The following is a 13,142-nucleotide window of genomic DNA, read 5'->3' as shown; positions in this document are numbered from 1 at the left end:
TCTATATTGCTATCCTTTTTACGAAAGTTATACTCGTTTGCTAAATACCACATATTAAAGAAACTCTACTTGTAATCTCTTCTTCTATAGGTATTTGCACCTGCAATACCTGCAATCGAACCACCCGCTAGTAACAAATAGAACAAGAGATTAGTATTATCACCTGTCTTTACTGGCTTAACAACCTTAATCGTCTTATCTGGATTCGTTGGATTAACAGGGTTAGTTGGGTTTACAGGGTTATTAGATTTCTTGTACTTGAGCGTAAATGTAATCTTGCTCAAGTCATTTGGTGCAATCGCATCCGCTCCGTCTGCTGTCTGCTTGCCGTTCCACTTGAACTTGAAGTTTATTGTCTTTCCACTGTCTACCTGTGTTGCTGCAGCCTTGAAGTTTCCACCTACTGTTCCCTTTACTGTATAGTTAGTGTCAGGCTGTGCTGCCGTAGTAAACTTAGCTCCAGGTACGGTCACTTTAAGAGTGTCATCTACTGCGTTTATTGTATCCGCAAGTTCCTTATAAGTCTTGAACTTTGCAGCATCCTTGAGTTTCAGGGTAACTGTTACCTTGCGTCCCTCAAGCTTTGTCTCTGTAATCTCAAATTTTCCGTTTGCTCCGTCGAGTCTAGCTTTAGGCGTAGTAGTACCGAAGGTCATGCCTTCCGGTAATTCTATGCTTGCAGTAAATGTTGTATCCATTCCCGACAGCTTAATCTTCTCGCCGTTAGGATCGTTGAACATATGCTCAATCTGCTTCATCTGCTCCTTGATTGGCTTTACATTTAGAGCGCCGGTAAAATCATGAGTAGCTCCCTTATTGCTCTCAAATACCTTATCATGCTCTGTTTCATTTCCAATAAGGATATCTCCTTCAAGATCCCCATCTCTTTCAAAATCCTGTGGTGTAGGATTCTGTGCCGTTGTAAAGCAGTTCTGAAGATTCTCTGCAAACTTAAGCTGGGCAACATCAGAATTATATGTCCGTAATCCAAAGCCAAAAGTAGCACCTGTCCCACTAGGATAGAAAGAAAAATCGCCTTTACCTGTGATGTTTTCACCTTCAAACTTAACGGCATCAGCCTTACTATTTACAGTAAAGGAATATGGGATATCCACGTTCACAGTATGTGCATTAGGGTTAGCTTTATCAGCATTATACGCATTGTAAATTCCCTGCCAGTTAACATCATTAAGATAAAACTTGAAGTTAACTGTCCTACCATTGACTGTCTTTACAATCTTATTGCCGTTTATGAAAGAAGATTTATTCGTTACAGCTATATTTCCAATATTTACATTTTCAGGAAACGTAACATTGTACTCAATATATGCAATCTTGTTCCTCCCTTCACGGCCGTGCGGGTACCAACCATTTGATGCGGCGTTAGCCATATCGGTTTCATGAGATTTCATAACCTCAGTCATCGGCACATTCATCTTAACATGTCCGTTGTAAATTGCGCTGTTTCCGTCTGCACCGCACTGTACACTGCCGGTCTTGGTAACATGCTGAGCTATTGGCAATAAAGCATTGTCCGCCATAGCCGGAACTGTGGCGATAAGCTGGCTTATCACCATAGCAAGAGTGATTACTAACGCATGAAATCTACTAGTAAATTTCTTTGTTCTCATCGTACTACTCCTCCTTCTTTTGAATAAAAATTATAATTTGAACTTTATTATATACTAAATTTTAGATAATATCCAGAATATCCAGTTTTATAATATCATATAACCTTCTTCTTTGTTACAGATTAGGTCTCACATCATTGACTAATGTACATTATCCAGTCTTTCAAGGTTATTTATTCTTTTGTATTTAATAACTATATTCCAGTTACTTTTTATTATTTATCTCACAAATACTTATATCCTAGATAAAATTTAAAGCTTAAATAATCAATTTGATTATATTACATTTCTAATCAAAACCGTAATTATTTATAGTTTCATACAACTTATTATTTTTACTAGGTATACAGTCCTCTACCCAATTCCACCAGAAATATCCACCTACATACCGTTTGTGGAATTTAGGCATTCCATAATACTTTTTCGCCATTTCAATTTTACTTTTTTCAGTTGCATTTTGAGCGGTATTTCCGCACTCGCCTATACCGAGATAGGCTGATGGAAAAATATTACCGAGTTGCTTAAGGATACTCTTCCATTTAGGAGAATACCCTCCATTGTCATCTTCATAATAACTTACGAAACAATAATCGACAGAATCAGATAGTGTCTTAGGGATATTATTCTCCGTCCACTCTATCATGTCTTTCTGTGGCGAATCACTACAATATAGCGTCACTGCTGTTTTTCCACCTTTATTCTTGATAAATTCATTTACTGCAGATACTTTATCAACGATAAGCTCAGGCTTTTGCTTTATCCATTCCGTTCCGTTTATTTCATTTCCAACTTCCCAAATACTTACATATTTTGATAAACTGTCATATGAGTCTTTGAATCTTTTGAGATAACTTTCACGGTTCCTAAATTGTTTCATTTCAAAAGAATCAACGGGGCAAGCCATTATATCCGCATAAGGCGCGATTGATTTGAACAGTTTTATATATTCTTCTGGGTTTGTTTCTATTGACATAACTATTCGAACTGTAGGTCTATGTTTTAGATTTTTCAACCCCTCTAGTACATCATTTAATTCTGTATCATCATACCATGCGTCATCAATGGTAAGTCCATATATCATTCTATGCTTTGACGTGGTTTTTTTCTTCTTTATATTTCCACATCCGCACAGAGAACTTATTAAAACAATTAGAATTAATACTATATAAGCGACCTTACGTAGTGTAGTTCTTCTAAACACTGTTCTATCATTAGACATGGTTTTTCTCCTAACATCATATTTTTCAACACACTTTTATTACGAATTCGATTTCAAGTGTAATTCACAAGTGTAATTCAATCACTATTCATTGGAAAAATAATAACAAAAAGACTGCCATTCTCTTCTTCCGAAAAAATATCAATCTTTGCTCTATGCAAATCAGTGATGTCCATAACTATAGAAATCAGTGCAAATATCGCTAAGGATAACAAAAATAGGCGTAGTTCCTTGCCTAAAACTGATATAACTCGAATTCCACGAATCCGCTTTTGTTCTTCACTATTTTACACATCAAAATAATAGAATTTGTATCCAGATGAATTGTACTTGGAAAGCCTACCGGTGCATTCACATCAAAGCCTCTGGCAGCGTACCTTTCTTTAACTTTTTATCTTGATCATATATTACAAAATATATTCCGTCTTCAAACGTTTCGAAATCATCTAAATCCGTTGACATCTCCATGGTCTCATATTCTAACTCGTTTCGTACAATGTGACTAGACCATGTGTCAGATATAGCAAATTAAGCTATAAACATTACTAAAAAAAAATCATAGATATAAACACTTTGTACCAAAGGGTTACCCTTGAAATGATGGAATGCGATTTATTCTCTTTCTTCTGATTTGAAAACATACCCCATTCCCCTCTTGGTAGTGCTGGGTCCACTTAGGTGGTAAGGTATCACTTTTGAAATACCACCAGCCCAACATCCGTAGGATGATCAAGATATAGTGCGGTTTTAGACGTTTTATTATCTAGTATCATCTTGATTATCAGGATATCTCCACCTGCAGCAATCGTCATCAATACGCCCACTGATAGGACACGTATATCGGTCGTAATGCATCCAACTATGCATGGCACTATTCCGAGCAGCAGACCAGGCATTATCGCACCCGTTATGTACTGCCACCTCGTAAGTGGCTCACTGCATGTGCAGTATGGTGTTAGATATTTCCAAATCACACCAAATTCGATATCTTTGAATCCTTTTTTCGTAAACCTACTCCATGTTACCCCGTGAATCATTTCATGCACCACAATTAAAACTAAGAGCACCACAATATCAGATAGCACCGAGCTAATGGATGTTCGCGCTCTGTCAAAAGCAACTCCGTCGTATCTCAAAACATATATCACAATAAAAGGTATAGTGATAATCAGTCCATACAAAGCACCAATGTTCGCCTTAACTGCAGACATCGTCAGGTCTGTCTTAGTGTATCCTTTGCATTCCAGTTCTTCGCATTTTAAAGAATATCTCTCTAGTCTTCTTTTCTCAGTAGCGGTAAGTACGCGTTCCTTACTTGCCATATATTTAAACCCCAATTTCTACCTATTATCATAATTTTTCTTTAAACTGTCTTAATATTTTAAACACATGTCAGTTATGAATGTATATATTCTCCTAGATTTACATTCTAATAAAATAGTATAGAGATCTCCATTTGCAATAATTATTAAATTCTTTTTTATGAAGGACCTAATACTCCTCATATTCCAGATTACGACGTCGTGATTTGTATTACTGATGCTGGAAGTGACCTTTCGGTGCTTTTCTCTTTCCAGTCATATGCTCAACCTCGAGCGCATACACTAGAGTCCTCGGAACAGCGGCAGGGTTAAAATATGCATTTTTATCCTCATGATAGTGATTCATGAGCTGCCTCAGAGCGTGCATCTTCTCATCGTCCGAGATGATTCGAATCTTGCCTCTTCCGATTACACTCTCGTACGCCATCGTGCAGTATCCCTTGTCTTCGAAATACTCAAGCTCATACTTACAGTCCATCTCGAAGGTAGCTCGATTATCCTTCTCGAATAGCCCAACCTTGTAGCCCTCGAGCGCACTGTGAAAATACAATGTCAGCTTGCCGTCATGCACCTCCGTTCCGAAGTTGAGCGGAAGTATGTACGGATATCCGTCGTCATTTAGAGCCAGCCTGCAGACGTCACAGCGATTTATAATCTCCATCAGTTTACCGAATTCTGTTATCTCTCTGTCTTGTCTTCTCATTATATATCCCCCTTGCGATTATGCGAATCCACCTAGCATTTTCAACTTCTATGCCGAATCTCAGTAGCGCACTGCCTATGGTTTTGCCGCACTTTGAGAATTTCATATACCTTGCAAATTCAAGTTCATCTAATATCTTTTACCATATAAGTTTTTTGCTAAATTTGTATATTTTTTTATAAAATCTGTTTTTGCCTCAGTATATCCATCTCTATCGTGTTCAAATACTTTCCAAAGGGATAATTTTAAGGTTTCATATTCTTTGGCTATTTCCTTATACTCATTCAAATAATCTCTGAAATATAATTCATCATTATCTCCAGCAATTCTAATATGAAGATGGAATACTTTTTCTGCAAATCCTTGTTCTGTATAGCCTTTATTTAATGTGATTCGAGTTTCATTCATATTCATGCATAACCAACCATTATTTATAAGAATATGTTTAACCATATCCAAAGCTTCCTTGTCGTTTACTTCAACTAACATATCTACAATATTTTTTGCCCATATTCCCGATATAGCGGAACTACCGATATGAGATATTCTTTTTATACTTTTGCTCGGCACTATTGATATGATCGTTTTCCTTTCTTCTTCATACCATTTTATCCACTCATTATTATGTTCAACTAGAAATATCGGAAATAGCTGCCAAAGTTCTTTTAAACTCATTTCTTCTAATTTTTTACTCACACCAAACCTCTACAATTCAAATTTATCAGTTTTTGATTTAAACTGATTTTATTTTCTCGTTTATAACTTGCAAGAACACTATAACTAAGGATATTCATTATCGGAAACAATATTATTTTTATTATCCATCTTATAAAACATCCTCTCTTTCTGTTAAATCATTCTACTGTGTGTTCTTTCTTGTGTTTATTGATTCATGGTTGGGATATGGATATAATGTTCAGTTAAATTATACCGATTAATGGCAAATATATAATGCTTGCCGCCACCGCAATTTAATACACTTCGCAGATCACTTCTGGATTAGCCTCAAATTCTTCGCCAAAGCTAACTAGCATATATAGTTCGCCCGCTGGCGATTCGCCCACATAGTATCCTAACGCAAATGCATCGTAGCATCCACTCTTATCGAACATTATATCAGTGAGCGAGATACCTTCGATGTCCTCGTCAGGGAAATTTTCATTTATAAGGTGCAGTGCCTCCTGATCCAGCTCGGCGATTTCTGTAGCTAGTCTTTTCATCAATGGGTCTGGGATGGATTTTACATCCTTTTCGCTGTATCCAGAGAAGCTAAAGTGCAAGTCCTTATCGGACTTGCAACTTATAAAGTATATTCCTGCTGGTGATCTTTCCCATGAGTTTCCCTGCCAGAGGGCGAGAAGTTGTTGTTTGGTCATATGCTATCCTCTATGATTATTGATTATTGCAATATGTGCTATCGCGGTTTATAGCTCTGAATCTTCATCGGTTAGTACTTTCTTCTGCCAGCAACGCTTACCGCACTTTGGGCACTTCATATATCTGTCTCTACCTCTATGCGGAGCTAAGATCACCTCTCTATAGGTCGGTACGTATCTGTGATGACAGAACTCACATTCATAATACCCTGCTTTTTGCTCAATGCCAACTGCAATAAAGCCCACTACAAGAATCATAGCGACAGTGAATGCAACTAGCGCTATTCTGAGCCAAATTGGCATAACAAGCAATACTGCAAGAACTATGAGGATGATTCCCACTATGATTGTCGGTAGGGTCAGCAACGTCTCCAGTCTAAGCATACGCTTATCGCGCTCTTCTATCTCTCGCCTCATGGCTAAAAGATTTTCCTCTACTCTCTTGTCATATGATTCTGTCATGATCTTTTCGCCCGACAGGAGTTCGTTTACGTTAATATTCAGAAGCTCGCATAACTCTAGCATGATTCCCGAGTCTGGCATGGACCTTCCAGTCTCCCATTTCGATACTGCTCGGTCACTGATGCAAAGTTTCTCGGCGAGTTCAGCCTGTGTCATGTGTCCTTCCTTCCTACAGGATGCTATGAATTTCCCAATTTTGATTTGATCCATATCGGACACCTCCTTTCATGACTCAAGCATATGACGAATGCGTAGGTGGGTACAGGAACTGGTGGTTGAGTTGGGGGTGATTTATGATATATTCTAGCCTTCCTCTTATTCTGGAAGGTAATAGAGCCTTCCATCCTTCGATATTAGCTGAACATCTTTGTTATAAAGCTCTGATGTATGTGCCGCACACTGCTCTTCATAGCCCATCGCTTGTTCGATTATCATTTTGACAGTTTTCATGTCAATAGAACGGAACTTGTATTCATCCTTAAGTAAGCCTGGAATAAAATGAATTGCTCCATCAAGACCTGCTCTCTTTTTGCAAATTTCATCTATCTTGATTCCTAGTCGCTTTGCAGAATTGTTATGCCATGAGTTAATTCGTTTCTGAGTATCGATTACCTGTTTTTTATAAGTAGGTATCAAAGTAGCGCACTGCTCCCTAGATACGGTCCCAATATGCAAAGTATATCGGAGATCAGAAATCTTATACAAGATTTCTAGCAACGATTTCTGATATACTAACCACTTCTGAACTTTATGTACTATCTTTTCATATTCTTCATAAGATAGCTTATTCTTATTTGCGAAACCTGCTAATGTAAGATTTGCTTGTCCTAAAAGTTATGTACACTTTACTTCTAAGCTGTCCAACTGATGTATCTTTGAGATACGCAGTTCCTCGTTCTCCAATATTTCACTCTGGAAATTGGCAATCTTCTTAACATGTGTAACTAGAGAGAATACTCTGCTGCGATACTCATTGTCTTGAAAACTCTGCATCTGCTCTATTCCATCACTAATTACATCAAGTTCGGCGTTAATCTGCCTCATGTAATACTGTCCGACTATTAAAGATGATACGTTCATAGCCACTGATATGCTATTTGTTGCTATTGTTGTGCCAGATTCAATCTCGACAAGGTTCGCCTGCCCTTTAATCCCATTGGCACCATGGAATATACCTCGATAAGCACCATCCATGGCTTTAGAATTTGCTAGTTTCGTACCCGCTGGTACTATTGCTCTATATACAGGTCCAGTTTTAACTATCTGAGCAACATTATTAACTGAATTTCCTGCTTGGAAAACTCCCGTAAGCAAGTTATTAACTTGCCCAAGAGTTTATTATCAGTAATTTCTACTAATCTTGTTTCATCTTCAATAGATTCTGCTGGAAGTGTTTCAATTTGAATGTCGAGCTCGGTCGTCGGATTTGTTTCAATTGAAACATGTTCTTTTGTAGTATCAATTAGTGATTCTTGCAGTGAGTCGCTAACTAAGTTATTTTCTAGTGTTTTTGTTTCTAGCATGTTGGTGCCTCTTTTGATGCGCAATTAATTTAATAGTTTCACATTATCTATTAACTTGATTACTCTTCTTTATTGCCTTTATCATTTCTTCTCTATTGCAAAGCTCATAAGGTTTTATCATATAATAATTATAGAATCTTATGTCACTCCAATGGTCTATATGTGTTTCTAAGCCTAATTTTATATTATCAAATAGCCTCCAAAACGCTTCTTTATCTTTTTGTATCGTTAACGTGAATTTAATATCACTAAAATCATCCTTTAAATTTCTAATTATATTTTTTAATTCATTATTTAGTAATATATCAATCTCAAGAATATACTGTTGATCCTCTATCTTTAATATAGCTTTTTCAATACCATCTATGTTCAACGAAAGTTCACTTTTAAATAAGCTCATCAGTTCCACTTGTGTACTATCATCACTCTCTATAAAGTTAATTTTTGTTATTTCATACCATTCACTCCAAGTGTGTCTTTCCTGGCTGCATTCTAATTTGGGAAAAGCGATGCTACAAAGGTGAGCCCAAGTCGAAATATAGAAAAGAATTTGATTTTTTAACTCATCGTATACTAAGTCATACACGGTATTTGCATTCATATTTCTTTCCTTATTATTTCCAATTTCAATTATTAAAGCTACAATTACTGAAGCTAAGCACCCAATTGACATGTTCTTTACTATATCTGATATCTTACTTCCCATAAAATCATTATAAAAAACAGATACAAACAAGGCTACTTCAGACATCAGTCCAATTGAAATGTATACTTTTAAATTGATTTTATATGGTTTATCTATATGTCTTTTCACTTGCTATGCTCCCGTTATAATGGATTTTGTAACTAGTTACGTAAGCTTTAATATATTTGTTGGATTATTTAACATAAGTTTACTTAAATATTAAAATAAGCGTTATTTGATACTTATGAAATATTTTTACAAGCGTATACATGGTTATAGTATAAACACCCTTTTAGCAGTCTAAACCCAGTTCAGGTTCTCAACATCTTTTAATACCAACATTTCCCCAGTGAAGTCATTTTTTAATTCAACGTAGTTCGCTTTTACCTTCACAATTATACCAATCACCGAGACTGGCAATTTCCCCAGTATGCATGTTGATAAGCTTGCTAGTTATAGGATTCCAATTGTGCGCCTCCACTGTTTCTGCAAGCAAATAGTACACATCTAGAAAAATCAGATTCCTTCCATATATCCAAAACGGAAGCTTAATATCTAGGAGTGATAATTCTGCGGATAATAGAACAGAACGAGCACCACAACAGATTGCTACGCTGATATATTCCCAAGGGAATATCCATTGAGAATTATACCGATGAATAGCTTCTGTGGTTCACTGAGGGAATAAACGACATACTGCGACGACAACTTGGTTATTCAACGCTGTCGGAACTTTTCGAAGCATTCATAACTTAGGTGTATTCAGTTAACAAAGAACAAGTAGCTTAAATGACTCCTAAGAAATCTGTTGCCACATGAATCACCAACGGGATGCAGATATTGCCTCTCTTCTCAATGATCCAGCAATACACAAAGTGCCATAAAAACGCAATGCATATCTGAACCGTAAACAAGGCATCCCATGGCCTAATCTGCATCTGGTAAGGGATATGCGATGCAGCAAACATTGCTGCACCAATCAAATAGCTGGCTTTCCGATTGATGCACGACAAAAACAGGTGGCTTTGGATGAATCCTCTGTAAACAAGTTCCTCCTGTAGTGCGATCCAGAAAATATAATATAGCCAACTGTGAATTGCGTACTCCCATGACATATGGAACAGATAGAATCCAATCAGCAATTCGATTACGAGCACACAGCACATCACAATGCCATCCTGTTTTAGGTGCTTCGGATAGAATCCAAGATCCTTTAGGTCGTGGTTTTGCAGATAAGTGATGGTCATTACTGCGATCGTGGGAATGATTCCTACAACCCAGCACAAATAATCGTTACCAGAAAACCTGCCCGCAAGATATAAGCATAACATGTCTAGCAACCAGATTGCTATCGCGAAATAAATGCCATTTTTAAACTGTTTATTATACATTTTATTGCCACCATCCTCTACATATCAGCTGTCCAGCTCTTATGGGCTGGACAGTGCCCGTGTTGTCATTAGATATAAATGAATCATGCAAACTAGTAGTTGCAACAGAAACAGTAAGATAATTATCGGCAGCGCTCTCCGATAGTCTTTTTCAAATTACTGTGTTCATGTGCAAGATTCTCATTAAGCACTCTGAAAATAGATTCTGTCTTATGTAGTGGGAGCACAGATATAATGCGTTTATCTGTACCTAAGAACGGGATTGCTGTAAGGATCCCTTATTTATTAGTTTCCGAATCTTTATCCATCATATACATCCAAGGATATTGCTCATTGCTTAATCTCGTCATTTCTCTTGTGCAATTTATCGGATTATGACGAAAACTGGAAGCGGAATATCAGGGAAAACCTTATTCGCAAAATAAGCATCTTGCTTATGGACATAAAAGTTAAAAAACCTATCCTCATTATCTGTAATATCAACATCAGCTTCATTATTGTGGTCAAAATTTTGCCTACATTGCGATAAACCGTTTTAGCAACTGGCAAATAGGCGCAAAGTATAATACGTTTATCCATCTCGGTTGTCTTCAGTATTTAATTTAGTTTAGATCGACATATTAAAATTTACTTAAATCATTTTCTTAAAATAAATCTTTATCTACTTAATCCGTTTTCTAACAAGCCTTTCATTTCTTCACTATCATTCAGTCTTTTCTACGAGAATCACGCTTTATCATTTACCTATCCATATATAGTTTCTTTAAAAGCATATATCCCTCTGGCCTGCTATCTGACACGCCAATAATATCGCCAAGCCATTCTCCGGGTTCTGTACCTCATCCATAGCTCATCAGTATTGGTAGTGGGTCTGAAAAATCATTCTCTGTGTTGCCTTGAAAAAGGATTTTCGTTTCATTGAGCGAGTAATACACTTTTTTCGTATGGTTGATAGTGTACTTATATCTGCATCCTGTTTTTAAAAATAGCCCCTCATAAGGATGTTCAATGTCGATTCCATATTCATTATAGTGTTCCAGTCTTCCGAGCTCCAAATATTCTTCAATATAGTAGCATATTTCTTCACAAACATCTTCCTCGGCTTCCTTGAACAAGCAATATATATTTCGATATGTATCAAGAATCAGATCAAGTGTATAACCTGGATCTCCAACCTCTGCTGTTTGCACATAAAGGTTCTGAATAACAGCATTTTAAGCCCAGTTCAGGTTCTCAACATCTTTTAATATCATTGTTTCCCCAGTGAAGTCATTTTTTAATTCAACGTAATTCGCTTTTACTTTCACATTATTATACCAATCACCGAGACTAGCACTTTCCCCAGTATGTATGTTGATAAGCCTGCTGGTTATAGGATTCCAAGTGTGTGCCTCCACTGTTTCTGCAAGCAAATAATACGCATCAAGAAAAATCAGATTTCTTCCATATATCCAAAACGGAAGCTTAATATCTAAGAATGGCAATTCTGCGGAAAAGATTTCGTCGCCATGCGGAGGAATCGTCTCATAGTGAAACTCTATTTCACTACCATAGTACGCAATAGTCGCTCCTTCACATCCGATATTTTGAGGAATGCCTTCATTGGCTATGATAAATTCCATGGTGCCTCCTTACATCGTGCTTAGTACACGCTCACAAGTTCTTTCCAAAACTTAAGGCTGCTCTCGGAATACTCACGCTCCATCGATTTTATAAACTCTTTTTCAGTGTTTTTCCAAACAGCATACTGAGCAGTTCCCATCGCTCTTACAAATTCTTCAAAATCGGAAGCAACAGGTACTATCTCCTCATAACTCATGTCACTTGTGAACGCATATATCTCACCAGACTTACACTCAAGTAGAATAGTGTATGGATCGCCGTTTACAATAATTATTAGGTTATTTTTGCTAAGAACGGAATACTCATCGTAATCAAGATTGCGGTTAATCAGCCAGCTTAGGCTCATTTCATCTCCATATCCAAACTGGTAGCTGAGAAAGCCAAAATTTCCCCAATTATAGCTTAAAATATACTCCGAAAATATCGAATCTAAATACTCTATTCCAAGTTCGAATTTTGCTTTCTCGATTTCAGACTGCGGAATTTCTTTTTTGCTAAGAATAATTCCATCTGTTATTTCAGCATCAAGTCCCTCAGTTTCTTTCATTATTGAAGATATTATTTTGTCGATTGTTAGTAATCGCATCTACAGTTCCTTCCTCTGCTTTATGACTTTATATCGCTATTTAGCCATTAACCTTGACAGCAACAATACCGTCTTGAAGGTATTCAAATTGCCAAGAAGTTTCTTCAAATGTCTCCACTCTATATGTCTCTCAATTTTATAGTTCTAGTTTTATGCCTTTTTTTCGCAAGTTTTCTATACACTCCGCTAGATATTCATTATCATGCTCTTTGTAAATAGGGGTATCTATATTTCTTTCTTCAAGATCATTATATTGTTCCGCCTTCTTTCCCCTGTAATTCTTATCTCTCCATTCTGCAGAAACCTTGTACCCTCTTTTTTCCATTTCATCCATAACTAATGAGTGATAACTAAATAAGTAATATGGAGAATATAAAAACACGTAGTCTACTATCTTATGCTTTTTACCCCATCCATTGCCCCTAAGTGCACAACATTCTCTGTGTTGACCAAGAAGCTGGTTTTTAGGTAATAAATGAATAATCTGTTCATGCCACAATCTCATCATGTTCTCCTCCGTAGTATATCTTCGTGTATTTACAGTAGTTTCGAATACCGCTTCCGAGCTAGTCAGCAAGGCCAATCTCGTGGAATACTTTTTCAATCGGCGTGTTTTTTTAC

General features: G+C 36.9%; 16 protein-coding genes. All 16 read right to left on the bottom strand.

Annotation, left to right across the window (positions count from 1 at the left end):
- Window positions 1-65: 65 nt before the first annotated feature.
- Entirely contained in the window at window positions 66-1,631 is a 1,566-nt protein-coding gene (locus tag QU661_RS00910) for a hypothetical protein (RefSeq protein WP_304989902.1), read from the bottom strand.
- 289 nt (window positions 1,632-1,920) lie between these two features.
- The gene (locus tag QU661_RS00905; RefSeq protein ID WP_304989901.1) at window positions 1,921-2,850 is read right to left on the bottom strand and encodes a hypothetical protein; all 930 of its coding nucleotides are present in this window, start codon (window positions 2,848-2,850) and stop codon (window positions 1,921-1,923) included.
- A 689-nt stretch (window positions 2,851-3,539) separates the two neighbouring features.
- Window positions 3,540-4,172: a DUF3267 domain-containing protein gene (locus QU661_RS00900; RefSeq protein ID WP_304989900.1), complete on the bottom strand. Its 633-nt coding sequence runs from the start codon at window positions 4,170-4,172 to the stop codon at window positions 3,540-3,542.
- A gap of 211 nt (window positions 4,173-4,383) precedes the next feature.
- Window positions 4,384-4,875 carry a pyridoxamine 5'-phosphate oxidase family protein gene (locus QU661_RS00895; protein ID WP_304989899.1) on the bottom strand — a complete coding sequence of 164 codons (492 nt, stop codon included), beginning with the start codon at window positions 4,873-4,875 and terminating at the stop codon, window positions 4,384-4,386.
- A gap of 129 nt (window positions 4,876-5,004) precedes the next feature.
- On the bottom strand, window positions 5,005-5,571 hold the full coding sequence (locus QU661_RS00890; protein ID WP_304989898.1) for a GrpB family protein: 567 nt from the start codon (window positions 5,569-5,571) through the stop codon (window positions 5,005-5,007).
- A gap of 275 nt (window positions 5,572-5,846) precedes the next feature.
- Window positions 5,847-6,251, bottom strand: a complete 405-nt coding sequence (locus tag QU661_RS00885; protein ID WP_304989897.1) for a hypothetical protein — start codon at window positions 6,249-6,251, stop codon at window positions 5,847-5,849.
- A 48-nt stretch (window positions 6,252-6,299) separates the two neighbouring features.
- Window positions 6,300-6,923: a helix-turn-helix domain-containing protein gene (locus QU661_RS00880; RefSeq protein ID WP_304989896.1), complete on the bottom strand. Its 624-nt coding sequence runs from the start codon at window positions 6,921-6,923 to the stop codon at window positions 6,300-6,302.
- 105 nt (window positions 6,924-7,028) lie between these two features.
- The gene (locus tag QU661_RS00875; RefSeq protein WP_304989895.1) at window positions 7,029-7,349 is read right to left on the bottom strand and encodes a hypothetical protein; all 321 of its coding nucleotides are present in this window, start codon (window positions 7,347-7,349) and stop codon (window positions 7,029-7,031) included.
- 198 nt (window positions 7,350-7,547) lie between these two features.
- Window positions 7,548-8,027 carry a hypothetical protein gene (locus QU661_RS00870; RefSeq protein ID WP_304989894.1) on the bottom strand — a complete coding sequence of 160 codons (480 nt, stop codon included), beginning with the start codon at window positions 8,025-8,027 and terminating at the stop codon, window positions 7,548-7,550.
- Window positions 7,973-8,236, bottom strand: a complete 264-nt coding sequence (locus tag QU661_RS00865; RefSeq protein WP_304989893.1) for a hypothetical protein — start codon at window positions 8,234-8,236, stop codon at window positions 7,973-7,975. The genes QU661_RS00870 and QU661_RS00865 overlap by 55 nt, the downstream gene beginning before the upstream one ends.
- 43 nt (window positions 8,237-8,279) lie before the next feature.
- Window positions 8,280-9,050: a hypothetical protein gene (locus QU661_RS00860; RefSeq protein WP_304989892.1), complete on the bottom strand. Its 771-nt coding sequence runs from the start codon at window positions 9,048-9,050 to the stop codon at window positions 8,280-8,282.
- 656 nt (window positions 9,051-9,706) lie between these two features.
- Window positions 9,707-10,312 carry a CPBP family intramembrane glutamic endopeptidase gene (locus QU661_RS00850; protein WP_304989891.1) on the bottom strand — a complete coding sequence of 202 codons (606 nt, stop codon included), beginning with the start codon at window positions 10,310-10,312 and terminating at the stop codon, window positions 9,707-9,709.
- 839 nt (window positions 10,313-11,151) lie between these two features.
- Window positions 11,152-11,502, bottom strand: a complete 351-nt coding sequence (locus QU661_RS00845) for a hypothetical protein (RefSeq protein WP_304989890.1) — start codon at window positions 11,500-11,502, stop codon at window positions 11,152-11,154.
- 24 nt (window positions 11,503-11,526) lie between these two features.
- Entirely contained in the window at window positions 11,527-11,934 is a 408-nt protein-coding gene (locus tag QU661_RS00840) for a hypothetical protein (protein WP_304989889.1), read from the bottom strand.
- A gap of 20 nt (window positions 11,935-11,954) precedes the next feature.
- Complete coding sequence (locus tag QU661_RS00835) at window positions 11,955-12,521, bottom strand: SMI1/KNR4 family protein (RefSeq protein ID WP_304989888.1); 567 nt, start codon at window positions 12,519-12,521, stop codon at window positions 11,955-11,957.
- Window positions 12,522-12,657: 136 nt separating this feature from the next.
- The gene (locus QU661_RS00830) at window positions 12,658-13,029 is read right to left on the bottom strand and encodes a TIGR02328 family protein (RefSeq protein ID WP_330692450.1); all 372 of its coding nucleotides are present in this window, start codon (window positions 13,027-13,029) and stop codon (window positions 12,658-12,660) included.
- Between the last annotated feature and the right edge of the window lie 113 nt (window positions 13,030-13,142).

The sequence above is a fragment of the Mogibacterium neglectum genome (assembly GCF_030644205.1).
GTDB classification, from domain to species: Bacteria; Bacillota; Clostridia; order Peptostreptococcales; family Anaerovoracaceae; genus Mogibacterium; species Mogibacterium neglectum.
This window is presented reverse-complemented; position numbering and strand designations above follow the sequence as displayed.